At 48.5% G+C, this 25,114-nt stretch carries 22 protein-coding genes; 15 read left to right on the forward strand and 7 right to left on the reverse strand.

Annotated elements, in window-relative coordinates:
• A complete protein-coding gene (locus MHH76_RS04495; protein WP_025810228.1) occupies positions 1-726 on the forward strand; it encodes a hypothetical protein in 726 nt (241 codons plus the stop codon).
• Between the two features lie 29 nt (positions 727-755).
• On the opposite strand, the gene MHH76_RS04500 is transcribed toward MHH76_RS04495, so the two are convergent.
• Complete coding sequence (locus MHH76_RS04500) at positions 756-1,331, reverse strand: TetR/AcrR family transcriptional regulator (protein ID WP_025810226.1); 576 nt, start codon at positions 1,329-1,331, stop codon at positions 756-758.
• A gap of 107 nt (positions 1,332-1,438) precedes the next feature.
• On the opposite strand from MHH76_RS04500, the gene MHH76_RS04505 reads away from it, so the two are divergent.
• From MHH76_RS04505 to MHH76_RS04530, 6 genes are all read left to right on the forward strand, one after another.
• Positions 1,439-2,632, forward strand: a complete 1,194-nt coding sequence (locus MHH76_RS04505) for a macrolide family glycosyltransferase (RefSeq protein WP_035339187.1) — start codon at positions 1,439-1,441, stop codon at positions 2,630-2,632.
• Positions 2,633-2,931: 299 nt separating this feature from the next.
• Positions 2,932-3,252 (forward strand): YckD family protein, encoded by a 321-nt coding sequence (locus tag MHH76_RS04510; RefSeq protein ID WP_023855883.1) that lies wholly within the window; start codon positions 2,932-2,934, stop codon positions 3,250-3,252.
• A 103-nt stretch (positions 3,253-3,355) separates the two neighbouring features.
• Positions 3,356-4,561 carry an MFS transporter gene (locus tag MHH76_RS04515; protein ID WP_023855884.1) on the forward strand — a complete coding sequence of 402 codons (1,206 nt, stop codon included), beginning with the start codon at positions 3,356-3,358 and terminating at the stop codon, positions 4,559-4,561.
• Positions 4,554-5,294, forward strand: a complete 741-nt coding sequence (locus MHH76_RS04520) for a hypothetical protein (RefSeq protein WP_125897657.1) — start codon at positions 4,554-4,556, stop codon at positions 5,292-5,294. The genes MHH76_RS04515 and MHH76_RS04520 overlap by 8 nt, the downstream gene beginning before the upstream one ends.
• A 314-nt stretch (positions 5,295-5,608) precedes the next feature.
• On the forward strand, positions 5,609-6,985 hold the full coding sequence (locus MHH76_RS04525; protein ID WP_020450590.1) for a sucrose-specific PTS transporter subunit IIBC: 1,377 nt from the start codon (positions 5,609-5,611) through the stop codon (positions 6,983-6,985).
• A gap of 42 nt (positions 6,986-7,027) precedes the next feature.
• Positions 7,028-7,870 carry a PRD domain-containing protein gene (locus tag MHH76_RS04530; RefSeq protein ID WP_020450591.1) on the forward strand — a complete coding sequence of 281 codons (843 nt, stop codon included), beginning with the start codon at positions 7,028-7,030 and terminating at the stop codon, positions 7,868-7,870.
• Between the two features lie 34 nt (positions 7,871-7,904).
• On the opposite strand, the gene MHH76_RS04535 is transcribed toward MHH76_RS04530, so the two are convergent.
• The 5 genes from MHH76_RS04535 to MHH76_RS04555 all read right to left on the reverse strand — a co-directional run bounded on the left by MHH76_RS04535 (position 7,905) and on the right by MHH76_RS04555 (position 13,942).
• Positions 7,905-8,411 carry a carbonic anhydrase gene (locus MHH76_RS04535; protein WP_035339184.1) on the reverse strand — a complete coding sequence of 169 codons (507 nt, stop codon included), beginning with the start codon at positions 8,409-8,411 and terminating at the stop codon, positions 7,905-7,907.
• 11 nt (positions 8,412-8,422) lie between these two features.
• The gene (locus MHH76_RS04540) at positions 8,423-11,044 is read right to left on the reverse strand and encodes a putative inorganic carbon transporter subunit DabA (RefSeq protein WP_035339182.1); all 2,622 of its coding nucleotides are present in this window, start codon (positions 11,042-11,044) and stop codon (positions 8,423-8,425) included.
• Entirely contained in the window at positions 11,041-12,573 is a 1,533-nt protein-coding gene (locus MHH76_RS04545; RefSeq protein WP_043054185.1) for an NADH dehydrogenase subunit 5, read from the reverse strand. The genes MHH76_RS04540 and MHH76_RS04545 overlap by 4 nt, the downstream gene beginning before the upstream one ends.
• 175 nt (positions 12,574-12,748) lie before the next feature.
• Positions 12,749-13,123, reverse strand: coding sequence for a DUF2294 domain-containing protein (locus MHH76_RS04550; protein ID WP_016886253.1), 375 nt, complete (start codon positions 13,121-13,123; stop codon positions 12,749-12,751).
• 267 nt (positions 13,124-13,390) lie between these two features.
• Entirely contained in the window at positions 13,391-13,942 is a 552-nt protein-coding gene (locus MHH76_RS04555) for a DJ-1 family glyoxalase III (RefSeq protein ID WP_043054186.1), read from the reverse strand.
• A 211-nt stretch (positions 13,943-14,153) separates the two neighbouring features.
• Here MHH76_RS04555 and MHH76_RS04560 point away from each other — a divergent pair, with 211 nt between their 5' ends.
• From MHH76_RS04560 to MHH76_RS04580, 5 genes are all read left to right on the forward strand, one after another.
• Positions 14,154-15,128 carry a thiamine pyrophosphate-dependent dehydrogenase E1 component subunit alpha gene (locus MHH76_RS04560; RefSeq protein ID WP_016886251.1) on the forward strand — a complete coding sequence of 325 codons (975 nt, stop codon included), beginning with the start codon at positions 14,154-14,156 and terminating at the stop codon, positions 15,126-15,128.
• A 21-nt stretch (positions 15,129-15,149) separates the two neighbouring features.
• Positions 15,150-16,184, forward strand: a complete 1,035-nt coding sequence (locus tag MHH76_RS04565; protein WP_023855891.1) for an alpha-ketoacid dehydrogenase subunit beta — start codon at positions 15,150-15,152, stop codon at positions 16,182-16,184.
• A complete protein-coding gene (locus MHH76_RS04570; RefSeq protein WP_224146590.1) occupies positions 16,174-17,334 on the forward strand; it encodes a dihydrolipoamide acetyltransferase family protein in 1,161 nt (386 codons plus the stop codon). Before MHH76_RS04565 ends, MHH76_RS04570 begins: the two co-directional genes overlap by 11 nt.
• Before the next feature lie 18 nt (positions 17,335-17,352).
• Positions 17,353-18,729, forward strand: a complete 1,377-nt coding sequence (gene lpdA / locus MHH76_RS04575) for a dihydrolipoyl dehydrogenase (RefSeq protein WP_026580636.1) — start codon at positions 17,353-17,355, stop codon at positions 18,727-18,729.
• 102 nt (positions 18,730-18,831) lie between these two features.
• A complete protein-coding gene (locus MHH76_RS04580) occupies positions 18,832-20,667 on the forward strand; it encodes a sigma-54-dependent Fis family transcriptional regulator (protein WP_043054187.1) in 1,836 nt (611 codons plus the stop codon).
• Here MHH76_RS04580 and MHH76_RS04585 read toward each other — a convergent pair.
• Positions 20,664-20,993: a YnfA family protein gene (locus MHH76_RS04585; RefSeq protein WP_161513128.1), complete on the reverse strand. Its 330-nt coding sequence runs from the start codon at positions 20,991-20,993 to the stop codon at positions 20,664-20,666. The two genes, MHH76_RS04580 and MHH76_RS04585, sit on opposite strands and share 4 nt — an antisense overlap.
• A 182-nt stretch (positions 20,994-21,175) precedes the next feature.
• Between MHH76_RS04585 and glvA the strand changes: the two genes are divergently transcribed.
• From glvA to MHH76_RS04600, 3 genes are all read left to right on the forward strand, one after another.
• Positions 21,176-22,525: a maltose-6'-phosphate glucosidase gene (gene glvA / locus MHH76_RS04590; protein ID WP_020450600.1), complete on the forward strand. Its 1,350-nt coding sequence runs from the start codon at positions 21,176-21,178 to the stop codon at positions 22,523-22,525.
• 107 nt (positions 22,526-22,632) lie between these two features.
• Positions 22,633-23,403: a MurR/RpiR family transcriptional regulator gene (locus MHH76_RS04595; protein ID WP_020450601.1), complete on the forward strand. Its 771-nt coding sequence runs from the start codon at positions 22,633-22,635 to the stop codon at positions 23,401-23,403.
• A gap of 15 nt (positions 23,404-23,418) precedes the next feature.
• The gene (locus tag MHH76_RS04600) at positions 23,419-25,011 is read left to right on the forward strand and encodes an alpha-glucoside-specific PTS transporter subunit IIBC (RefSeq protein WP_043054188.1); all 1,593 of its coding nucleotides are present in this window, start codon (positions 23,419-23,421) and stop codon (positions 25,009-25,011) included.
• Positions 25,012-25,114 lie beyond the last annotated feature (103 nt).

The following is a 25,114-nucleotide window of genomic DNA, read 5'->3' on the forward strand; positions in this document are numbered from 1 at the left end:
ATGATGAAAAAGAAAATCTTGTATAGCGTATTGATCGTGCTGCTCGTTTCTTTTGTGCTTGCCGCATATAACGCCTTCAACGGAAATCCCGTAAGCAAGAAGCTGTCTCAAACGGCGCTTGAGCATTATTTGACTGACCGCTATCCTGAAAAAGACTTGCGGATCGACAGCGGGCTTTATAATTTCAAGTTCTCCGAATATGTATTTGAAGTCACGGATACCGGCGATCAAAAGCGCAAAGATCCCTATCTGTTTTCTTTGAGAGGGTTTGTTCAACCAGAAGTACACACGGACGGTATCTATGAAGAGAACCTCAACGAACCGCTGATGGAGCGGCTTGGAGAAGAAGCCGGAAAAGAAATCAAAACGTTTTTATCGAAAAACATAAACCATCTGAAAGACGTTGACGTGCATGTGGAAGTATTAAAAGGAAAGCTGAAAGAGGACGCAAAATGGGAGAAAAGCCTCCGCTTAGAGCGGCCGATGGAGATTCATATTTTACTTGATGCCGCAAATGCCGACCGAAAAGACGTATACAAAACGGCGCAAAAGATTCAGCGCCTGTTGAATGAAGAAAGGTACGACTATGAAAGCGTGACGATTAATGCCAACATTTTTGAGGGGGAAGATATCAAAGACGACGAGACCGGCTATGTCAAATACAGCACCTTCTTTGAAAAAAATACGGATACCAGGCTGAAGGATGTTGAGGAGCTAAATGAGTAGCGATCCATCCTTCAGTCTGAAAGGTTTGATCAGATGTGCAAACCGCCGCAGAAAGCGGCGGTTATCTGTTTAATATAAGTGTCTTTAGCGACTTTTTGAAACCGGCCGTCAGCCAATGCGCCAGAAGAGAAGTATCCGTATAAAGATGACAGAAAAGCGAAGGCCTGTGAATCCGCATCTCCCTTTTTCATCAGGCTTTTGTCCTGCATCGTTTGAAAGTAGTCTGTTAAATAACGAAGGAGTTCTTCCATATGCTTTAACAGAGAACCGAAAAGATCAGTCATCCTTCCGCCGTCTTGAACAGCGATAAGGTAGAGGGGCTTGTTTTTTTCCATATGAAGCAAATACGATTCTGCAATCAATGTTAAGTCATTCTCCAGGTTCCAAGTGATATCATTTTCAAATACGCGCTGAAAGGCTGGTATATAAGAAAATTGCTGAACGGCCGCTTCCAAAAGTCCGAGCTTTGTGTTGAAGTGGCGATAGACCGTCATCTCGCTGACGCCTGAATGGAGCGCGATATCCTTTACCGTCACCGACTTGAAACCGTATTTTTGCATTAAGTCTAAAGCAGCAGATATGATCCGTTCGTTCGTCTCTTGCAAAGGTGTATACCCCCATTTTATGATAGTTAGTAGTAACTAACACCAGTCTAATCAGGCGCTGAATTGATGTCAACCCGTTTCAAAAAGGATAAAAAGGAGTTTTAATCATGAAAAATATTTTAATCGTCAATTTTCCGGCGGAAGGGCATGTCAATCCTACATTAGGGATCACCAAAGCATTTGCTGACAGAGGCGACAATGTGCACTATCTTTCAACAGAAAAGTATAAAGACAGGCTGGAGGGCGTCGGGGCTACCGTCCATTTATACAAAGATCTGGTAAGAAACGCGCATATTGATCCGAATTCACCGTCCGGCCTTCTTGAATTTTTAAAAATTCATCTCAAAACCTCGCTGTATATTTTAGACATTGTAAAAGAGCTGTCCAAAAGCATTTCGTTCGATGCCGTGTATTATGACACATTCGGTGCAGGTGAATTGGTCAGGGATTATTTGAACATTCCGGGAATCGCTTCGTCGGCTTCATTTCTCTTCGGACAAGAACATATGAAGATTCTGCCGCTGCATCCGGATTCAGGCGCGGAGCTGCACTTGGACAAAGAATGTGAAGACATGCTTAGTGAACTGAAAGAAAAGTACGGCGTCTCACCTAGGCATACAGGACAGTTTATGAGCAATCAGGCGGAGTTGACGGTTGTGTATACAAGCCGGTATTTTCAGCCTGAAAGCGACCGTTTTGGGGATGATGTGCTGTTTATCGGTCCGCGTTTTCCGAAGCGCCTGGACAAGACCGATTTTCCGATAGAATCGTTAAAGAATGAGAAAGTCATTTATATTTCAATGGGAACCGTACTTGGTAAAACTGAGGATTTTTTCAATATGTGCATCGATGCATTCCGTGATTTCGACGGCAAGGTTGTCATCGCCGCCGGCGAAAAGTCGAACTACGCGGATATAAAAGAAGTGCCGGAGCATTTTATCATTGCACCGTATGTGCCGCAATTAGAGGTGCTTAAAGAAGCCGATGTGTTCATCACCCACGGCGGCATGAACAGCGTCAATGAAGGCATTCATTACCGTGTCCCGATGGTCGTGCTTCCGCATGATAAAGATCAGCCGATGATCGCCCAGCGCCTGAAAGAACTGAATGCTGGATATCCGCTGTTTGCAGAAGAGGTCAATGCTGAAAGATTGAGGGATGCAGCAGAACAAGTACTTACTGACGGAAAGTATCAGGAAGGCATTCAAAAAATTGATGAAAGCTTCAGCAACTGCATGGACATGATAGACGCATTGGCGCGCATTGATGAATATACGGCGCGGAAATCGCTGCAGCCTTAATAGAAAGCCCAGCCGCTTTACCAAGCGGCTTCAGCGTGTCGACAAACCCTCGCATTCGTTGTCAGGCCTGCGCGTCGGTGCTCACGAATTCCAACATTCGCTCCGCTCCGATGCTCGGCCTTCCTAGACTGCAAGGGTTTTCAATCACGCTGAAAGGATGACAAAATCCCAAAACTAAAAGTCGTTTTGGGATTTTGTCAACAATCTGAAGCCGCTTTACCAAGCGGCTTTTTTTATGCATAAACTCCGCAAAACAGATAAAAATAGAATGAATCATAGATCAGAAAGGATGTTGCATGATGCGCAAACTGTGCGTTTGCCTGCTTCTCGTCATTCCGCTGTCATGTACGGCTGTCATGTCTTCTGCCTACGGGGAAACACGCGTTTATCAAGAGTTGACCGACAAGCAAAAAAATGAACTGGCTTCTTTGCAAAAGGACATTGTGGAAAAGAAAAAACAGCTGATCAATAAGTATGTGGAGTACGGAATCCTTGATCAGGAGAGGGGTAAAGAAATCAAATCTCATATTGAGAAGCGCTATGAAAAAGAGCGGGAAAACGGGTTTCTGCCAAAGTTGAGGCACCAAGAAGAAAAGTTTCACAAGCATCATATTCATTAAACTGAAATAGACGGCGCCTCATTTTCTTCGTGACAAAAGTGTAAAGACAGGTGTAAACTAATACTCATGTAAACTGCTAAGAGAGTAAAGAGGTGTAGTGAGTATGAAGAAGAACCGTCCTGTTTCAGAGCGCAGACTGCTTGGCATCGCCGGTCTCGGCTGGCTTTTTGATGCTATGGACGTTGGCATATTATCGTTTATTATCGCCGCTTTGCACGTGGAATGGAAGTTGACGCCGCAGGAGATGAGCTGGATCGGCAGCGTCAACTCAATCGGCATGGCAGTCGGGGCGTTTGTCTTTGGCCTTTTGGCTGACCGTGTCGGAAGAAAATACGTTTTTATGATTACGCTGCTGTTTTTCTCGATCGGCAGCGGGTTATCCGCTTTGACGACGACATTGTGGGCATTTTTAGTCCTGCGCTTTTTCGTCGGTATGGGGCTTGGGGGAGAGCTTCCAGTAGCATCTACGCTCGTATCCGAAACGGTTGCGCCGGAGCGGAGGGGAAGAGTCGTCGTCCTGCTCGAAAGTTTCTGGGCATTCGGCTGGCTGGCCGCAGCGCTCATTTCGTATTTTATTATTCCGGCCTACGGCTGGCAGATTGCTTTATTAATAACCGCGATACCGGCTATTTACGCCTTATATTTGCGGATCGCCCTGCCGGATTCTCCGAAATATGAGAAGCTTGCGCAGGAAAGGAAGCCGACCGTCGTGGAAAATGTGAAAAACGTCTGGTCCCGCAAATATGCCCGGCCTACGGCCATGCTGTGGATTGTCTGGTTTTGCGTTGTCTTTTCCTACTACGGCATGTTTCTTTGGCTGCCGAGCGTCATGGTGATGAAAGGATTCAGCATGATCCAGAGCTTTGAGTACGTCTTGATCATGACGCTGGCTCAACTGCCCGGCTATTTCTCCGCGGCATGGCTGATTGAAAAAGCCGGCCGGAAAATGGTGCTTACCGTCTACTTGTTAGGGACGGCTGTCAGCGCCTACTTCTTCGGATCGGCTGAATCGCTGGCGCTTCTGCTTGCGTCAGGTATGTTTTTATCGTTTTTCAACCTTGGTGCCTGGGGCGCGCTTTATGCTTATACGCCTGAACAATACCCGACATCAATCAGGGGGACCGGCGCAGGAATGGCAGCCGGCTTTGGCCGAATCGGCGGCATCCTGGGCCCGCTTCTTGTCGGCTATCTCGTCGCCCGGGGAACAGAGATTTCAATGATCTTTTTGATCTTCTGCGTCGCCGTTATTGCGGCTGTCGCGGCGATCTTCTTTTTGGGGACGGAGACGAAGCAGAAAGAGCTTGCCTAATGTCCGAATTCTCCTTCATAATGGACGGGACGCGAGAATTTGGAAAGAGTTGATTGAATTGAAAAAGAAAGCCATCATTACTGGTCTCTCGTTGTTGATTCTTGTGACAGGCTGTTATGTGTATAACGCCTTTTACGGAAATCCGTTCAGCCGCGCGCTGGCTGAACAAAAGCTATCGGCATACTTGCAGGAAGCACACGCCGGTGAAACCTTAAATATGAAAGGGAGCTCCTATAATTTCAAGTTTGCTGAATACCTTTTTCGTGTGTCAGATGAGCGGAATGATGAGTACATTTTCAGCGTGAAAGGCGGATTGCACCCGGCTGTCACAAACGATGGCATCAAAGAAGCCAGACAGGAAAAGACGAGAGCCAGAATAAGCAAAGAAGCCTCAAATGAGATCAAGAGAGAGCTTGAAAAAAAGCTGAAAAACGTAATTGACGTCCAAGTTTCTCTATCAGGAAGCTATGATGTCAATACAAATTGGAAAAAACTGAAGCAAACAGAACCGATCGCTGTTATAGTTACCTTGAATTCAGGCCGGGACGGCCGGAGGCAGGTCTATGACCAGGCAAAAGTGGTGAAAAAGTTATTGAGCGGCTACCATTATGAAAACATTGAGATTGACAGTATGGGCTTAGACGGGGAAGACCGGCCAGGCTATGTGAAGTACAGTGTGCATGTTTTAAAGGACCGTGCGATAGCCATTGAAGATGTAGAGAAGACGCTTTAACGCCTTCTCTTTTTTTATACGGGGGATATATAGGCGGTTTGCACTATTGATGTCCAAGGCCGAAGCGAATAGAATCATATTAAGAACAAATATTGACGGGATTGTTACTGGTAAGGCAGGCAAGACCTAAAATGTGCTAAAGGAACTACAGACCTTAGTGTGCTTTTTTTGCGCCTATCGGCTGATGCTTTCGCATGTTTTAGGTCTTTTTTTATTCCTTTCGCCGGGGGTCTTTGGATGTGATGGCACATTTTTCATTTTGATCGTCTTCTGTTGATTTGATAGGATAGAAAAATTGGAGGAGGTAGATCCGGGTGCTGCATAAAGAGATTGCAAGAGTTCTCTTGCCCCTCATTGGAGGCGCGGAGAATATCATCAGCATCAGCCATTGTACGACAAGGCTGCGTTTCAATGTCAGAGATGAAGAAAAAATCGATATAGCTGCTATTGAAAAGATGGAGTCTGTGCAGGGGACTTTTTTCAGATACGGTTTGTTTCAGATCATTTTCGGTACAGGTGTAGTCAATAAGATTTATAAGGAAATGATTCAATACAGCGATCCGGCTCCTCTTGAAGAAGCCCGGCGGGAGGCGCCGCCAAACATGAACGTATTGACGCGATTTGCCAAAACGCTGTCAGACATCTTTGTGCCGATCATTCCGGCAATCGTTGCGAGCGGATTGCTCATGGGTCTCATCAGTGTGCTTAAAGAATTCAGCCTCGGCGCTTATGGCGGCCCGCTGATGAAAATGCTCGATATTTTTTCAAGCTCAGCGTTTGTCATTTTGCCTGTGCTGATCGGGTTCAGTGCGGCTAAACAGTTTGGAGCGAATCCGTTTTTAGGCGCTGTCATCGGCGGAATTCTGACCCATCCCGATTTACTCGATCCTTCATTGCTCGGCAGCCAAAAGCCGGAATCCGTCGAAGTATTCGGTCTTGAAGTCCCTTTGATCGGATACCAGGGGACGGTCATACCGATTCTCTTATCCGTCTACATAATGAGCAAAATCGAAAAATTCTTAAAAAGAATCGTCCCCCGTTCTTTAGATTTGCTTGTCGCACCGTTTATTACAGTCATGGCTTCCGGATTTGCCGCGCTGTTTATCATGGGGCCGCTCTCACTGATCATCGCTCATTTCGTAAGCGACTGTCTCGGGTTTGTTTATCATTTTGCGGGGGCCTGCGCCGGATTTTTATTTGGCGGGCTTTACTCCTTACTCGTTTTGAGCGGCCTGCACCATAGTTTTTATGTGATTGAAGCGTCGCTGCTTGCAGATCCCGAATATGGGGTCAATTTTCTGCTTCCAATATGGTCGATGGCCAATGTCGCGCAGGGAGGAGCGGGGCTCGCCGTATTTTTGAAAACAAAGAATGCCGCTATCAGAAAGATTGCGATTCCGGCTTCTCTCACCGCTTTTTTGGGAATCGTCGAACCTGTCATGTTTGGCGTCAATCTGAAGCTCGCGAGACCGTTTATCGGCGCATCGATCGGAGGCGCCATCGGAGGGGCATACGCCGTCTTCACACACGTTGCGGCAAACTCTTACGGATTGTCCGGCATCCCGATGATTTCAATCATTCTCCCTCTTGGCACCGCCAATCTCATTCATTATTTAATCGCTTTTGCGATTGCGGTGATTTCAGCATTCATTGCGACTTTGTGTCTTGGCTTTAAAGATGAAAAAGAATAATTCCGTTTTCATTCATTAAAACAGGATGAAAGGAAGGCAGCTATGAAAGTAAAAAAAATCTTAAATAACAATGCGCTCGTCGTCAAGGATGGCGGCGAGGAAAAGATCGTATTAGGTTCCGGAATCGCATTTCAAAAAAAGAAGAATGATATTGTCGATAGATCTAAAATTGAAAAAATATTTGTGATGAAAGATTCAACAGAATACCGCCAATTCGAGGAGATCTTAAAAACGTTGCCGGAAGATCATATTCAGGTGGCGGAGGACATTATTTCTCATGCGGAAAAAGAGCTCGGGATCAAAATCAATGAGCGAATCCATGTCGCTTTTTCAGATCATTTATCATTCGCGATAGAACGGTTAAGCAAGGGAATGGTCATTAAAAATCCGCTGCTTCAGGAAGTTAAAGTCCTCTATACGAAAGAATTTCAAATCGGCCGCTGGGCAAAGGCCCTCATTAAAGATAAGCTGAAGATCGATATTCCGGAGGATGAAGTCGCCAATATTGCGCTTCATATTCATACAGCGAAAACAAACGCGGGAGATATGACAAAAACGCTCGATCTCACAACGATGATCAAGGATATTATCGAGATTATCGAAGATAAACTCAACATTAAAATAAAGGATGAGACGATTTCGTATGAGCGGCTTGTCAACCATCTCCGTTTCGCCATTCAGCATATTGAATCGGGAGAGACATTTTACGAAATGGATGGTGAAATGATCAGCCTCATTAAAAAGAAGTTTGGACAAGCGTTTATGTGCGCAGAAGAAATCGGGGCATTTGTGAAGCGGGAGTATGGCTTTGAATTTCCGGAAAAAGAGCTGTGCTATATTACCATGCATATTCAGAGATTTTATCAGCGGTCTGCTGTTGTGTAAAGAATGCCTGTGTTTAAGACAAAACGGAGCCCTGTTATCGGGCTCCGTTTTTGTTTAAGGTTTCAATTTCCGTTAAAACCGAATTTTCGATTAGAAATCCTTTTACATTGACGTGCGAAGGGATTAACGGGTGCTGTCGGATGGCGGCGACGCTTTTTTGGACGCCTTCGGCCGCATTTTCGCTCGGTGACAGCCATTCATCGATGCTGCCGTACGGAAATTCCGGACTGCAGTTTTGGAAAAGGTACTCTAAAGTTTGCATTCTATCGCTTAAATCTTTGTTTCTATTTAAAAGGTCAGAAATATCTTTATCTGCCGTTTGCTCGTATTTATCGCGGACAATCCAAATTTCTTCCGCTTTGTTCCGGTGGACAAGGGTAATGATATCCCTCATCATATCACCGTAGGGCTGTGAAATATCAGGGAAGACGCTTTTTAAAACAAGGGCGTTCTCAGGCTGAATATTCCCTGCCCGGCAGATGGTCTGTTCAAGCTGTTTCTCCATTCCGATAATCATCAGTATTTTTTTGTTTTCTTCCATGACATTTCACCTCATTCATTTATCGTGTTTGTCCAGTTCTTCCATTTTCCCTCCGGGTTAATAGATGCCAGGTGGATCCATCCGTTCTCCGCCTTTTGCCGGAAGCTGTGATCGCGGTCAAGGAGACGTTCGATAGCATCATCCGGTGCTTCGATCACGATCAGGAGTCTGAGAGGCGCATGATATATTTCGTCATCCGACCGCATGACGGACTGCCACGGGAGACCGGCCAAAAGATCGCTTGCATTTCCTTGCATGACGCCGAGGCCTGAAGTGACGGTTTGAGTTGCCTTATTTCCGCTTCCATAATAATGCGGTGCAACGGTTGACGCGTAATATTGCAGATTGATCCATTGGGCTACTGTTCCAGGCCCTGAAATGATGCCGCTGAGGATGGAGCCGTCCTCGTCATTCCGCCAGTCATAGCTGTGCAGAAAAGCTCTTCCTTCAAGATCAGCTTCGCGTGTAAGCCGGCGTGTGCCGATGATGAATGAAGCATTTCGTGCCAGCCCCCATTCTGGACGGACTTCGCTCCAATCTTCGGCGAAGCGCTCAACTTCATTCCGCGGATTTTGGTAGCCGAGCTGCGGCAGCTCTTCTAAGCGTTCGGCTCCGACAGTACGGCTCACATCAGGAAGCACCGAGTTGATGCGGTCGAACGCTTGTTGAGCTTTAGCCGGAAGCTCAGGTACATAGAGCCACTGCAGTTCATCCAATGTTGTAATGTGCTCTGCGGCGGCGAATACTGTATCATCCGGAATAAAAATGCCGTCGGAGCGGAGCCTCTGTCTGACGCTCGGAAGGTTGCATAAAGCGGCTAGGACGCGTGCGTTAAAAGCGCCTGATGCGCCTCCGCAGGCGCCGCAGTCCAATGCCGATGCATAAGGGTTATTCGTGCTTCTGCTGGCGTGCCCGCAAATGACAACCAGCGGAGCGAACCGGTCGGTGATCCCCATCATCTTTAATGCCTGTCTGGCATAGGCGGCTTTTTCTTCATCCGTAAATCCGACCGGAATACCGGCATCAGATGTTTCCATACGATCAAGCGAGAGCTTTGCCTGAGGCTTTTTCAGCCATGTTTTCCGCGCATTCCGGAAAGTTTGCCCGGCTGTGCGGGGGACCAGGCTGCGCGCGGCCATTTGCAGGCTCAGCCATGGCCCGCTCACTTCGGGAAGGAGCATACCCGCCAATAGATTCTGTTTCATCTTTTTAAAGGCGGAGCTCAGCGAAGCTGCTGCTTTTTTATGTTCTTGATACGATTTAAAGCTTGATTCATCGGCCGTTTCATTTACTCGATGCTGAGGTTTAAGGATGACCGGCAGAGAGCTGTGAGTGTGCTTAGTGCCAAGTTCGCACGTTTCGATTGCCAGATTGAAAAAGCCCGCTGTTCCATACGTTTCAAAAGGGCCTGACTTTTCCAATGCCCGTCGGAACGGCTCTGAACGGACATCAATACAAAATGCAAGCTGGGCCAGCGCCGCTTCACTTTTGGCGGCAGCGGCAGGTTTGTTTGCCGTGATGAGGTTCCTTACCTCAGCAGCGTATGATTGTTCCCATGCTTCCAGCCAGATGCGCCTGCGCGTTAGATCATCAAAGCGGCGGGCGAGTGTTAATCTCGCTTTTTGCTCTGCTGCTGAAAGTTTGAGCCATTCGTCAGGCGTCAGGCCGCCCCAATGCAGCCAGGCCGCAATCAAAGGAACGACCTGCATCTCTTTTTCAGGTTTTGGCTTAGACAGCGGCACATAAGGTTCAATAAGCATCCATTCCATTGAAAGCCGGATGGCCAAATACTCGAGAAGCAGCCCTTGTTCGTCCTGCGATTGCTGGGAACGCCAAAGCATCATCCCGGCCCATCCCGGAAGAGAGAGCAAATGAGCTTCAAGGTATGCCTGAACGTCTCCATCAGAAATATCAAGCGCTCGGAGTGCTCTTTTCATCGCGTCCCGAGGCTCCTCCGGCCACCCTTTCAGTCGTTGGCGTTCCGCTCGCGCCAGGGCGGGATCATGTTCAACAAGCTGCCGCCAAGCGCTGTAAAACCCTTTCTCACGATGTGGAAGCCGCCATGCCGATTGTGATTCATCGAGAAACAGCTTGCACCATTTAATCACATGATGATCAAGAAGGTGAGCGGTTTTTTGTCCGGCAAAAACGCTGAGCGGTTTGATCAAGCGTGTTTTTTGATCATCGATTGTCCCGCGCGCCGCTTGTTTGGCAAGCTTTTCGACTTGCGGGGATCTCAAGAGCTGTTCAGGGATTTCATCCAGCTTGAGCGCGGCTTTGCAAAACGCTTCCGCTGTTTCCCTCTGCATGCCGGGCTGATGTGAATCGAGCCAATGCGTCAGCTTTTTTTCAAGAATGGCCTCATCGATTTCTCCCCTTTGTTTTGCGGAGCGGAAAATGGAGGACTTTGGGTATATATCAACCTGAAGCTGCTGTTTAAGCTGCCGGGCCGTCTGTTCAAATGTCTGTTCTTCAAGACCCATCCACGGATGGCGCGCGGCAAAGGTTTCAATCGGCCAAAGCGGCGCAATGACTCGTGCTGCTGATTGAACCGATTCATCAATATTAAAGTCCGCTGTCTGATGTTCATATTTGAAGATCAATTGTTTAGACAATGTGGGTGCTGCTTTCATGATTGACGACCTCCTTGAGTAAGATATTGGTCAAGATAATTCGGCCGTTCTTCGACCGATTCAAAATGAGGCTCACCCGTTTTTACAAGACGCAGATAAAGTGCGCCGGACCATGCAAACCGCTGCCGAACGATCAAGGCGCCGGCCGCAGTGCCAGCTAACAAAACGACTACCGTTAAAACGGCCGCCATGACGGGCGGTTGCGCCCCCTGTACAACAGCTTCCTTCAGGAGCCCGTGTAAACCGGAATGAATGATGGCAAACGCGAGTGAAGCCCCCGTTAAAATGAAAAGCCCGGCCATTCGTGTGACGCGACCGTCATTGGCTGTGACAAGCTGTCTCCAAGCAATGAACAATGCCCAGCCTAAAACAAGGGCGCTGATCAATTGATAGCCATCGTCCGCAGCTGAGACCCAGATTCCGATGACGACAGTAAGAGCAAAGGCGCCGCCTATCATGTCCCAGAAAAGAGCCGGTCTGCCCCGTTTAGAGGCGAACGATTCATAACGGCGCACCGCTGATCCGGCTTGCAGGAAAAGGGCGGCTTTGAACAGGCCGTGCAAAATGAGGTGAATAACAGCCGCAATATAGGCTCCTAATGCGCATTGGACGAGCATAAAACCCATCTGCGCGACCGTTGAAGCTGCGAGCTGCCGCTTGTAGTCCGTCTGGACGATCATCATGCCCGTTCCGAGCAAGACGGAAAAGACGGCGGGAACAAGCAGAATAAGCTGCAGCCCATCACCGCTGAACATCGGTGCGAAACGGGTCAGCATGACGCCGCCTACATTTACGAGTCCGGCGTGCATGACCGCGGAAACGGGAGTCGGCGCGATTGCCGAATCGAGCAGCCAGCGATGAAACGGCCACTGTGCCGCAGGAATCATCACCGTTAAAATGATAAGGAGGCCAATCCCGGTTTTCTCCCATGCGCTGAGCTGTACAAGGCTTTCCTCCGCTATGGCGGATGATAGCTGCCAGTGTCCTGTCGCGAGAGACAGCCAAAGAGCGGCTGCTGCTATCGCCAGCCAGCTGAGCGCAAAGATCCGGCCCGCATACAAAGCGGCATTTTTGGCCGCTTGCCACGAGCCGTTTAAGCCGATTAGCGCGGTCAAGCCGAAAAGCGTGATACCCCAGCATAAGAGGAGCCAGCGAAGATCATCGTTCAGCCAGGCGCATGAAGCGCCTCCTGTTGTAAGCGTCAGCAGCACAAAAAATTTACGGTAGGAGCGGTCGCCGAACAAATACCGGACAGAGTAGCGCTGGACGATGAAGCCGATTGTCAAGACAAACAAGGCGATCAGCCAAGCCAGCGAATCCAAGCGCCAAGGAGCTCCAGCTTGCCCGGGATTTGCCGTTATCAATGCTGCCAGCGCGGCAAGCGGCGGCAGGGCGATGATCTTGGCGTGAATCCGTACATATGCCAATGGAACCTTTCGATTCAGGACGAGCAGTGCGCTTAACAAACAAAGCGCAAGCGACGCGAAAAATATTTTCAGCCAAAATAAAGAATCTAGCAGATCAAACATCCGGCATCCCTCCGTCGGGATGATGGAAAAGAACATACTGTTTCATGTCTTGCCTTCCTTTCTGAAAACGTAAAAAAAGCCGGTATATTCAGGATCGGCCCATTTCAGCCAATCTTTCTGAATAATACCGGCTTATCTTTAACTCATGTTCATGCTTTAAAGATCTTCCGTTTTTCTATGCCAATTTTTTTTGCAGGTCGTTTGCCAATTTAAATACCATGATCCGCTCGCCAGTGCGGGTGCTGATATCCGTGTGAAAGCTGATCGTCTCTTCACCGGTCAGCTCCTTCATTATGCGGCTCAGTTGTTCTATACCCGATTCCACCAAACCGGAGCGGGTTCTTTTAATTGACAGCAGGCCTTCTTTTGTACTGCAAAGTTCGTATTCGGCGGGTGTCAAAATACCGTTCAGGGAAATGATGACCATATTTCTGAGAATGTCTGTTTTAACAGACACGGAGCCGCGGCCCAAATAGTCTTTTTCCCATTGGGTTAAGGTTTTGCTGATCTCCGCCTCCAGAGACCCCTTTGTCACTTTCTGTTTTTTCAATGTTATATCCTCCTGAAAAACGGTATATTTCTTTTCCTTATACATGAGTATAGGGAAAATGAAATATACCGTCCTATCAAAATGTTAATGTCATACATGGTAAAGGGTGCTTTTTCACGCGACCATAGGGATTATAGCCGAATGCTAAAGCTCTTTTGCATGAGATTACAATTATTGATTTTACGGAATTACTTTTTAAATATCATATCTTTTAAGATTTATGATGTCAATACCGTTCTTTTATGGATAAAAAAGAGGAATGCCGTCTTAGCAGACGAGCATTCCCTTGGCAACTGCATCGGCTTTTTCTTTGCCGTTCAGCAATTCGGCAAGCTTGAGGGCAAATGGAATCGTGGTCGCCGGGCCTCTGGAAGTAATGATGTTTCCATCTACGACAACTTTTTCATTTGCAGTGACATCCGCTCCTGTTAAATGTTCTTCAACCCCGGGATAGCAGGTCGCTTTTTTTCCGCTGACAAGCCCCGTTTTTCCGAGCGTCATCGTTGCGGCGCAGATAGCGGCGACATATTTTCCTGCATCCGCCGCTTCTGTCAGCGTCTTGTGCAAAGCTTGGTGTTCCAGCATTTTTTTGCTGCCTACATTTCCGCCCGGAAGAATCAGCATATCCGCTTTTTGAAAATCAGCATCCTCAAACATGACGTCTGCCTCGACGACAATGTCATGCCCGCCTTTCACGCTGCGCGATGGATCAAGCGAGACGGTGACGGTCTCGACTTCAGCCCTCCGTAAAATATCAATCGTTGCTATCGCTTCGATTTCTTCAAATCCGCCGATTAAAAAAACATACGCTTTCTTCATGAAAAAAACCTCCTTCGTCTCTACCGTTCATTCTAACTGCGGCAAAGACATTTCCGCAACTGATGAAGTAGACAAATTGAGACACCCGTCTCGTTTTGTCTCTTGTTTTGGAAGGATGTCCGTCTGAAAAGAGCTTCATGTTCGCGTCGGAGAGCTGGCACGATTTTTGCATCATAACGTGTGAGTAAAAAAAGACAGGAGGTTTTTGCATATGGAAGAGGCACTGACAAAGGAAAAGGCGGTATGGATGTATCAAAAAATGCTGGAAATCCGCTATTTCGAAGATCGGGTTCATCAGCTGTTTGCTAAAGGGATACTGCCGGGTTTTGTCCATCTTTACGCCGGGGAAGAAGCGGTCGCTGCGGGCGTCTGCGCCCATCTGAATGATGAAGACACCATCACGAGCACACATCGCGGCCATGGGCACTGCATTGCAAAAGGGTGCGACTTGAAAGGGATGATGGCCGAGATATACGGGAAATCTGCAGGACTTTGCAAAGGAAAAGGCGGATCGATGCATATCGCAGACTTTGACAAAGGGATGCTAGGCGCAAACGGAATCGTCGGCGGGGGATTTCCCTTGGCCTGCGGAGCTGCCCTCACTGCAAAGTATAAAAAGACTAAAAATGTAAGCGTTTGCTTTTTTGGCGACGGCGCCAACAACCAGGGGACGTTTCACGAAGGGATCAACCTTGCCGCCATCTGGAAGCTCCCTGTCATATTTGTCGCCGAAAACAACGGGTATGGCGAAGCGACGCCGTTTTCCTATGCGTCAAGCTGCGAGTCGATCGCAGATCGTGCGGCCGCCTACGGGATTCCGGGCATTCGCGTGGATGGAAAAGATGCAGCCGCGGTTTTCCAGGCTGCGGGCCGGGCGATAGAGCGTGCCAAAAACGGTGAAGGACCGACGCTTATTGAGTGTATGACATACCGGAACTACGGCCATTTTGAAGGAGATGCCCAGCGCTACAAAACAAATGACGAAAAAGCGGTGCATCAGGAAGAAAAAGATGCCATTGCCGTGTTCAAAAGCGAATTGCTGGCAAAAGGGCTGATGAGTGAAGAAGAGCAGTCACGGATTGAAAAAGAAGTTGAAGAAGCGGTCGAGCAAGCGGTCGCATTCAGCGAAAAAAGCGCTTATCCGGAAGAAACCGAACTGCTGACAGATGTATATGTATCCTATTAATTCATGAAGGGGGAAGGAAACATGACGAGGGAAATCAGCATGTCAGCCGCATTGAATGAAGCGATCAAACTTGCGATGAGAAAGGACGATCACGTCATTTTAATGGGGGAAGATGTCGCAGGAGGAGCGAATGTCGATCATCTGCAGGATGATGAAGCATGGGGCGGTGTGCTTGGCGTCACGAAAGGGATTGTTCAGGAATTTGGACGGGAGCGCGTCCTTGATACGCCGATTAGTGAAGCGGGGTACATCGGCGCAGCCATGGCGGCGGCTTCAACAGGTTTAAGGCCGATCGCGGAATTGATGTTTAACGATTTTATCGGCACGTGTCTGGACCAGGTGCTGAACCAGGGAGCGAAGTTCCGCTACATGTTTGGCGGAAAAGCGGAAGTTCCGATTACGATCCGGACGACCCACGGTGCCGGCTTTAGGGCAGCCGCCCAGCATTCGCAAAGCTTGTATGCCCTATTTACAAGCATTCCCGGCTTGAAAGTGATTGTGCCGTCGACCCCGTACGATGCGAAAGGCTTATTGCTCGCTGCGATTGAGGATCAGGACCCGGTTATCTTTTTTGAAGACAAAACGCTGTACAACATGACAGGCGATGTGCCGGAAGAATATTACACGCTTCCGATCGGAAAAGCCGATATCAAGCGGGAAGGCGCTGATGTAACGATTGTCGCAGTCGGCAAACAGGTTCATACGGCGCTTCAAGCGGCGGAACAGCTCTCACTGCGGGGAATCGAAGCCGAAGTCCTTGATCCGAGGAGTCTTTCACCGCTTGATGAGGAGGCCGTCCTTACATCTGTTGAAAAAACAAACAGACTTGTGATCGTCGATGAAGCCAATCCGAGATGCAGCATCGCCGCGGATATCGCATCTTTGGCGGCAGATAAAGGATTTGATTCGCTTGATGCACCGGTTAAAAAGGTAACGGCTCCACATACGCCGGTTCCATTTTCACCGCCTCTTGAAGACCTGTATTTGCCGACGCCGGAAAAAGTGGTGAACACCGTGCTGGAGATGCTCGGAGAAATCTCAACACATACGGTATAAAGATTGGAAAGGAGAGGAGAACATGGCTGTCGAGGTTGTCATGCCGAAATTGGGAATGGCGATGAAAGAAGGTACGGTTTCCGTCTGGAATAAAAAAGTCGGTGAAGCCGTTGAAAAAGGAGAAAGCATTGCCAGCATCAATTCCGAAAAAATCGAAATGGAAATCGAATCTCCGGCAAACGGAACCGTGTTGGACATCAAAGTGTCCGAAGGAGAGGGAGTGCCGCCGGGAACGGTCATCTGCCAGATCGGGAATGAAAACGAACAAACGCCGGAAAGTCAAACAAAACAGCCGGATTCCCCGAAAGAACGGATTAAAATTTCTCCGGCTGCACGCAAAATCGCGCAAAGCGCAAATATAGACATCAAAACGCTGAAAGGCACGGGGCCCGGAGGGAGAATTACGAAAGCGGATGTGCTGCAGGCGCTTCCCGACAGGCCGAACAAGCAGGCGGATAAGGCTGAAGATCGTCCGCCGGCAAGCCCGATGAGGAAAACGATTGCCGCAAGAATGACGGAAAGCCTGCAAAACAGCGCCCAGCTGACGATTACGATGAAGGCGGACATCACGAAATTAACAGCCCTGCAAAAACAGCTTAATGAAACAGCTCAATCCAGGTATGATACAAAGCTGACGATCACTGATTTTGCCGCCAGGGCAGCTGTTTTTTCGCTTTTGGATCATCCGGCCATGAACAGCGTTTATCAAGACGGAAGGCTTGCGACCTTTGATCATGTTCATTTAGGAGTGGCGGCGGCTTTGGACGAAGGCCTGGCCGTTCCCGTCATCCGTCATGCCGAGCGGCTTCCGCTGATCGAACTGGCCAAGAAAATCAAATGGTATGCCAAAAAAGCGCGGGAAGGTAGGCTTCTGCACGACGAAATAGAAGGATCGACATTTACGATTACAAATCTCGGCGCATATGGTGTCGAGCACTTTACACCGATCTTAAATCCGCCAGAAACCGGGATACTTGGAATCGGCCAAATGTATTCGGCCCCCGTCTATCAAGACGGAGAACTGACAAAGGGCGCCATTCTGCCGCTCAGTCTGACTTTTGATCACCGCGCGCTTGATGGTGCGCCTGCTGCAGCATTCCTTTCAGATGTAAAAAAATATTTGGAAGATCCTGCATCGATTCTTTTATAGAGAGAAGGTGGATAGACTGTGACACTCGCGATTATAGGAGGGGGACCTGCGGGTTACGTAGCGGCAATAACAGCCGCCAAGAATAGCAGAGAAGTCATCCTGATTGAAGATGGCCCCCTCGGAGGGACGTGTTTAAATGAAGGGTGCATACCGACAAAAGCGCTTCTTGAGAGCGCCGATATGTTCGAGAAAGTAAAGTCCGCCGGTGCATTCGGCATCGGGCTGACAGGCGAAAGCCCGACGGTTCAGTGGGAGGCCGTCCAGAGCCGTAAGAGAGAGATTATTCAGCGGCTCGCCGGGGGTATTAAATATTTGATGAATAAAAACAAAATCAAGGTGCTGCAAGGAAAAGCATCGTTCTTGTCGGAACACGACATAATTGTTGAAAAGGACGGAAAACAGGAGGTCATCAATGCCGGGCATGTGATTATAGCGGCAGGAGCGGAACCTGCCGCACTGCCTTTTGCGTCTTTTGACGGGAGCTGGATCATCGACAGCGGAGATGCCATGTCATTGCCGTCCATTCCTGAAACAATTTTTATTATCGGCGGAGGAATCATCGGTTGTGAATTTGCCAGTATATACAGCAGGTTGGGAGCGAACGTAGTGATAGCCGAGCAAGCGGAACAGATTTTGCCTGAGGAAGATCCGGATATTGCCGCCTTTCTGCACACAAGTCTCGAAGAATCCGGCGTCCGTGTTTTCACATCTGTACAAGTGGAGCGTCTTGATCCTGCCCGGCAGCGCGTCTTTCTGAAAAATGGCGATGACAGCTTTAATATTCAAGCGGATCGATGTCTGGTCGCCGTCGGCCGAAAACCGAGAACTGCTGATTTGAAGCTTGAGCATATCGGAGTGCGATATGACAGGAAAGGGATTCAAGTCAACCAGCATATGCAGACAAACATTCCGCATATTTATGCGTGCGGGGATATCACAGGCGGAGTTCAGCTGGCGCATGCCGCCTTTCACGAAGGAATCGTCGCCGCATCCCATGCCTCAGGCAAAGACATGAAGGTCAACAGTGAAATCATTCCGCGCTGCATCTATACCTCGCCTGAGATCGCAAGCGTCGGCTTAAATGAAAAAAAGGCGAGGGAGCGCTACGGGGATGTTCGTATCGGTGAGTTTCCGTTTTCTTCAAACGGAAAAGCACTTATTTTAAATGAGGCTGCCGGAAAGGTCAAAATCATCACAGAGCCGGAGTATCAGGAAATTGTCGGGGTTTCGATCGTGGGTCCGGGAGCAACCGAACTGATCGGCCAGGCAGCCGTGATGATGCACGCTGAGCTGACGGCAGACGCAATGGAGCACTTCATCGCGGCTCATCCGACTCTTTCGGAAACGATTCACGAAGCTTTGCTGCAAGTCGCAGGCCAGGCGGTTCATTGCTGAATAATGGAAAACTTCGCACAGCAGGTAAGTGCGGAGTTTTTTTTATCGATATTGAAAGCGCTTTTATAATATAATGAGGAAAAAGCATTAGGAGAGGATGGAATGAATCCGACGCCCTGCTATTTAAATACGTGGAAACGTTTTGTTCAGGAGGGGCTCCTTGACCAGGCCCGCTTGAACAAAAGAGTCATGGAATCATGGTACCGCTGCAAAAGCCGAAATGTAAATCCGTATTTAGATAAAGGACAGTCAATTTTAAAAAAGGATTTATTCAACGCTCAAAAAAAGAAACATTCGTTATTCCTCGATATCGCCCTGCCTTATTTACACAATATCAGCCGTGAATTAAAAGAGTCGGAAATGATGGCGCTCTTGATCGATGCCGACGGGTACGTATTGAGTTTGGCCGGATGCCTGAGGACGCTTGAAGAGGCGAAAAAAATCAATTTTGTTGAGGGTGTGCGCTGGACGGAAACAGAAGTCGGCACGAACGCCATCGGAACCGCACTTGAAATCGGCGAAGCTGTCACCATTCACGGGACCGAGCATTTTTCGGTGGCATCCCATCATTGGAGCTGTTCTGCTGCACCGATTCGCGATGAAGACGGCACCGTTATGGGTTTGATTGATATTTCCTGTCTCACGGATAGAAGGCATCCCTTTATGCTTGGGATGGCTGCTACTGCCGCACACGCCATCGAGCGCGAGGTCAGCGTACACACGAAAAAAAACGAAGCCGAGCTCATCAGCCATTGTCTTGAAAAAATCGATTCGGATCAGCCGTTTATCGTCTGCAATGAAAAAGACAAAATCGTAGCTGCGAGCAGATCGGTGCGGGAACGTTTTTCCGACTGGAGGAGAATGGATGTCAATGATCTGTATGAGCGCGGGTTTGCCGGCGTGCACAAGCAGACGATTTTCTCCACAAAAGACGGGAGGCCCCTCGGAAAGTCGATGGCACTGGCTGAAGTCTCCCGCAAAAAAACAGCTCCATCACTCGCATCCGGTTTCATCTATCCAGGAGAAACCGGAACAAGCCGGGCGTTTCAGCAGGCGCTTAACGACATGAGGCTTGCGGCTCAGACGGATGCGAATGTATACATATGGGGGGAGACAGGCTCCGGAAAGGAACTTGCCGCAAGGGCCATTCATCAGGCAAGCGCCCGGAGAAACGGGCCTTTTATCGCCGTCAACTGCGGCGCCATTCCTGAAAGCCTGATGGAGAGCGAATTGTTCGGCTATGCCGAAGGTGCATTTACAGGAGCAAAGCGCCGCGGTTCAAAAGGGAAGTTTGAACAGGCTCACCGCGGTACGATTTTTCTCGATGAAATCGGTGAGATCCCTTATCAGATGCAAGTGGCGCTCTTAAGGATCATCGAAGAGCGGAAGGTCACCCCGATCGGCGGAACCCGTGAAGTTCCCCTCGACATCAGAATCATCACAGCAACACACCGTGATCTGAAAGATCTTCTCCAAAAAGGAAAGATACGTGAAGATCTGTATTACCGCCTTCATGTTTATCCGGTAAAAGTACCGCCGCTCAGAGAGCGCAAAGAGGACATACCTGATTTGTTCCGCCACTATCAGCAGCAACACGGGTGGAAGGCCGATTTTCCGCCGATTTTTTTCAATCGGCTTCAAGAATATCACTGGCCGGGAAACGTCCGTGAGCTCTTTAATACGTTTGAAAGGCTCAGGGTTTTATTTCCGGACGGCGGGCTGATCGCCCCGTCCCAATACAGCGCGGTGCTGGACGGACTCCATTGGAAAAGCGGCGCACCTTCTGAAGAAGACCGGCTCACATTCAGAGAACGTGTTCAAAAACAAACGATGATGGAAGCTTTGCAAAAAACGAAAGGAAATGTGTCCGAAGCGGCTAAGCAGGCCGGAATTCCAAGAAGCACATTTTACAAGCGGCTTCGAAAGTATAACCTTTAACCTCTCGGCGCCCAAAGCATGACGCTGACACCGGCTAAACAGATCACGGCCCCGGCCCAATCATAGAGGTCGGGGGTTTTTTTGTCCACCAGCCAACCCCAAAGCACAGCCAGAATAATAAATACGCCCCCGTACGCGGCATAGACGCGCCCGAACGATGGAAACGCCTGAAAAGCCGGGATTATGCCGTAAATGATTAAAGTCAGCCCTCCGGCTACCCCGTACCACAGCGGTTTGGCTTCCCTCAGCCACAGCCATACGAGATAGCCCCCGCCGATTTCAGCCAAGCCCGCCAGCAAAAATAAACCGATTGCGATCAGCATCAACAACACACTCCAATTCAGTGAATTGCCTTTATTCTACACGACATAAAACGGCCGGGAAAGTTCCCGTTTTTCGGGAAAATAAACAGAACGCGAGTATAGGAACTGTCTTTCCCGAACCTGTTGGAACGGCTCCTTCAGCATGATATAAGTAAATTGTAAACGCTTATAAGGGGGCTTTAAAAATGGATAAAACGTATTCGATTGTCATTGCAGGCGGAGGAAGCACATTTACCCCGGGGATTGTATTGATGCTCTTGGACAATTTGGATGATTTCCCGATCCGACAGCTGAAATTGTATGACAATGATGGGGAGCGGCAAGACAAGATAGCCGGCGCCTGTGAAGTGTTGGTTCGAGAAAGGGCTCCGCACATTCAATTTTTAGCGACAACCGATCCGGAAGAGGCGTTTTCCGATGTTGATTTTGTCATGGCTCATATCAGAGTGGGCAAATATGCGATGCGCGAGCTCGATGAAAAGATCCCTCTGAAATACGGAGTCGTCGGCCAGGAGACGTGCGGACCCGGAGGGATTGCGTACGGAATGAGGTCGATTGGCGGCGTCCTTGAGCTCATTGATTATATGGAAACTTATTCACCTGATGCGTGGATGCTGAACTATTCAAACCCGGCTGCAATCGTTGCCGAAGCGACGAGAAGGCTGCGGCCGACATCAAAAGTGCTGAACATTTGCGATATGCCGATCGGTATCGAAGACAGGATGGCTCAAATTCTCGGGCTGTCATCACGAAAAGAGATGGTCGTCCGTTATTACGGTCTTAATCATTTTGGCTGGTGGACGTCAATTTGTGATAAAAACGGCAATGATCTGATGCCGGCGATCAAGGAGCACGTCGGGAAGTTCGGCTATATTCCTGAACACGAACATGAAAAGGCTGAGGCCAGCTGGAACGACACGTTCAAAAAAGCGAGGGAAGTATATGAACTCGATCCTGAGACGCTTCCAAATACGTATTTGCAATATTATTTTTATCCCGATGACATGGTGAAAAAATCAAACCCTGAATTCACGCGGGCGAACGAAGTAATGGAAGGGCGGGAAAAATTCATTTTCGGCGAGTGTGAAAAAATCGCAAAAGCCCAATCCAGCGCCGGCAGCAAAATCAAAATTGATGATCATGCTTCATATATTGTCGACCTTGCGCGCGCCCTTGCTTTTAATACCGGTGAACGGATGCTGTTAATTGTTGAAAATAACGGAGCGATCCAAAACTTCGATTCATCGGCGATGGTTGAGGTGCCTTGCATTGTCGGCAAAAACGGTCCGGAGCCGATCACAATCGGCAAGATACCGCAGTTCCAAAAAGGGCTGATGGAACAGCAGGTGTCTGTTGAAAAGCTTGTCGTTGAAGCCTGGATTGAAAAATCGTATCAAAAGCTTTGGCAGGCTCTGATTTTGTCGCGCACCGTGCCGAATGCAAGAACAGCCAAACTGATTCTCGATGATCTGATTGAAGCGAACAAAGCATATTGGCCGGAGCTCTCCGCGGAACATCTTCAGCCGTCGCTTTAAGGATAAAAGCGCCTGGGCTCCTGAGCCATACCGGCCAGCCCAGGCATATCTCCCATTTATTCTCGTATTTTATATAATAGAGACAGAGAATAAATGGGGTGAAAATGATGCAGTTGGAAGAATTAATGAACAAGCATTATAAAAAATTGAACGAAAACGACTTTCATGTTTTGAAATATATTTTGAACCATCAAGACACTTGCTACAAGCTGGGCATCAACGAATTAGCAAAGAAATGCAACGTATCCCGCACATCGATTTTAAGGCTTTCTCAAAAATTGGATTTCAGCGGGTACAGTGAGTTCAGGGTGTTTCTGAAATGGGAGGCCGAGAAACGGGAAGAAGAGCGGGAAGATTGCCGTTCCTTTGAATGCCTCATGAGGGATATGGAAGCAAGCATGAAGTATTTGAAAAATACGGATTTGCGCAAGATGTGTCAGCTCATTGACGAAGCAGACCGCATTTTTGTCTATGGTTCAGGTACCGCTCAGACCACGTGCGCTTATGAGCTGCAGCGAATGTTTGTTTCTCAGCACCGTTATTTGACGGTGATCAAAGATCAAATCGATTTCGACCTCATGTTTCCTGATTTTAGCCCGGCCGATCTGATCATCATCATTTCGCTGTCAGGAGAAACCCCGTCGCTGATTCCGCAGGCACAGTCTCTGTCGGCAAAAGGCATTCCTTTTATCTCTTTGACTAATTTGAAAAATAATCTGCTCGCCCAGCTCACGCCTTACAATCTCTATGCGCCGAGCCAGACGGTGACGGTTTATCCAAAAACGGAGCTGACAGCTTTTGCGCCCTTTTTTCTCGTTGGGGAAGCGCTGTTTCGCAGCTATGTCGACTATGCTGAAGAAAAGAAAAATCAGGAATAACAGGGGGGATTCGCATTGATGCAAAAAGTACAGCGATTCGGAAGCGCTATGTTTGTGCCGGTTTTGCTATTTGCCTTTGCCGGGATCGTCGTGGGCCTCAGCACATTATTTAAAAATGAGCAGCTGATGGGAGCGCTTGCCCGTCAGGACACCTTTTGGTATCAATTCTGGTATATCCTTGAAGAAGGCGGCTGGACTGTCTTCAGGCAAATGCCGCTGCTGTTTGCGGTCGGAATTCCGATCGCACTGGCGAAAAAAGCGCAGGCGAGGGCATGTTTGGAAGCGCTTACTACCTATCTGACCTTCAATTATTTTGTCAGCGCCATTTTGACAGTATGGGGCGATTTTTTCGGTGTTGATATGACACAGGAAGCCGGAGGAACAAGCGGACTTGCGGAAATCGCCGGCATCAAAACCCTTGATACGAACATTATCGGGGCGATTCTGATTTCATCGATTGTCGTTTATATCCACAATCGCTACTTTGATAAGAAGCTGCCCGATTTTTTAGGAATATTTCAAGGCTCTTCATTTGTCGTTATCATTTCATTTGCGATCATGCTTCCGGTAGCGCTTGCGACCGCGTGGATTTGGCCGATGGTGCAGGGCGGCATTGCGTCGCTGCAAAGCTTCCTTGTCGCCTCAGGAGCATTCGGTGTATGGGTTTACACATTTTTGGAAAGAATTTTGATCCCTACAGGCCTGCATCACTTCATCTACACGCCATTTGTTTTCGGCCCGGCCGTAGTTGAAGGCGGAATTGTCACCTATTGGGCGCAGCATCTCAGCGAGTTCTCGGCAAGCTCTGTGCCGTTGAAAGAGCTCTTTCCTCAAGGCGGATTCGCGCTCCACGGAAACTCTAAAATCTTCGGAATTCTGGGGATCGCGCTCGCGATCTATGTAACAGCCAGAAAAGAAAAGAAGAAAATCGTTGCCGGTCTGCTGATTCCGATCACGCTGACAGCGGTGATTGCGGGGATCACGGAGCCGATCGAATTTACGTTTTTGTTCATTTCGCCGCTGCTGTTTTTCGTACACAGTCTCTTGGCCGCGACGATGGCAACCTTGATGTATGCTGCAGGGGTTGTTGGAAATATGGGCGGCGGTTTAATCGAGATTTTAACGCTCAACTGGATCCCTCTGTTTCATCAGCATGGCAGCACTTATATTTTTCAAATTTTGATCGGCTTGTCTTTCACCGCCATTTACTTCTTCGTATTCAGGTTCTTGATTGTAAAATTGGATATCGCCACACCGGGGCGTGAAAAAGACCAGCAGCAGGAGACCAAATTTTATTCGAAAAAAGAATACAAGGCGAAAAAAGAGTCCGAAAAAGAGGTTTCTGCTGCGCAGGAAATGGATGAAACCGATCAGGCGGTTCTTTGCATCAAAGCGCTCGGCGGAAAAGAAAACATAGCTGAAGTGACGAATTGTGCGACAAGACTGAGAGTCAGCGTGTATGATGAATCGAAAGTGGAGCCGGACAGTACGTTTAAGTCCTTTGGCGTTCACGGTGTCGTCAGAAACGGGAAAGCCTTGCAAATTATCATCGGTCTTTCGGTTCCGCAAGTCCGTGAAAGGGTTGAGAAGCTGCTGGATCAATCATAATTGTGCCGGGGAAAATAGCATCTCCTGAAACGACAAATGCAAGTTGCTGAGACTTGCATGTACGATTGGGGGATGCTCTTTTGATGCAGAGACAAGCTAACGC

Source organism: Bacillus sp. FSL L8-0193, from assembly GCF_037976065.1.
GTDB lineage: Bacteria > Bacillota > Bacilli > Bacillales > Bacillaceae > Bacillus > Bacillus paralicheniformis.

What these genes read in the sequence shown, in the direction of transcription:
- MHH76_RS04495 (WP_025810228.1), top strand. Translation starts at nt 1, where the DNA reads ATGATGAAAAAGAAAATCTTGTATAGCGTATTGATCGTGCTGCTCGTT.
- MHH76_RS04505 (WP_035339187.1), top strand. Translation starts at nt 1,439, where the DNA reads ATGAAAAATATTTTAATCGTCAATTTTCCGGCGGAAGGGCATGTCAAT.
- MHH76_RS04510 (WP_023855883.1), top strand. Translation starts at nt 2,932, where the DNA reads ATGCGCAAACTGTGCGTTTGCCTGCTTCTCGTCATTCCGCTGTCATGT.
- MHH76_RS04515 (WP_023855884.1), top strand. Translation starts at nt 3,356, where the DNA reads ATGAAGAAGAACCGTCCTGTTTCAGAGCGCAGACTGCTTGGCATCGCC.
- MHH76_RS04530 (WP_020450591.1), top strand. Translation starts at nt 7,028, where the DNA reads ATGAAAGTAAAAAAAATCTTAAATAACAATGCGCTCGTCGTCAAGGAT.
- MHH76_RS04535 (WP_035339184.1), bottom strand. Translation starts at nt 8,411, where the DNA reads ATGGAAGAAAACAAAAAAATACTGATGATTATCGGAATGGAGAAACAG.
- MHH76_RS04540 (WP_035339182.1), bottom strand. Translation starts at nt 11,044, where the DNA reads ATGAAAGCAGCACCCACATTGTCTAAACAATTGATCTTCAAATATGAA.
- MHH76_RS04545 (WP_043054185.1), bottom strand. Translation starts at nt 12,573, where the DNA reads ATGTTTGATCTGCTAGATTCTTTATTTTGGCTGAAAATATTTTTCGCG.
- MHH76_RS04555 (WP_043054186.1), bottom strand. Translation starts at nt 13,942, where the DNA reads ATGAAGAAAGCGTATGTTTTTTTAATCGGCGGATTTGAAGAAATCGAA.
- MHH76_RS04560 (WP_016886251.1), top strand. Translation starts at nt 14,154, where the DNA reads ATGGAAGAGGCACTGACAAAGGAAAAGGCGGTATGGATGTATCAAAAA.
- MHH76_RS04565 (WP_023855891.1), top strand. Translation starts at nt 15,150, where the DNA reads ATGACGAGGGAAATCAGCATGTCAGCCGCATTGAATGAAGCGATCAAA.
- MHH76_RS04580 (WP_043054187.1), top strand. Translation starts at nt 18,832, where the DNA reads ATGAATCCGACGCCCTGCTATTTAAATACGTGGAAACGTTTTGTTCAG.
- glvA (WP_020450600.1), top strand. Translation starts at nt 21,176, where the DNA reads ATGGATAAAACGTATTCGATTGTCATTGCAGGCGGAGGAAGCACATTT.
- MHH76_RS04595 (WP_020450601.1), top strand. Translation starts at nt 22,633, where the DNA reads ATGCAGTTGGAAGAATTAATGAACAAGCATTATAAAAAATTGAACGAA.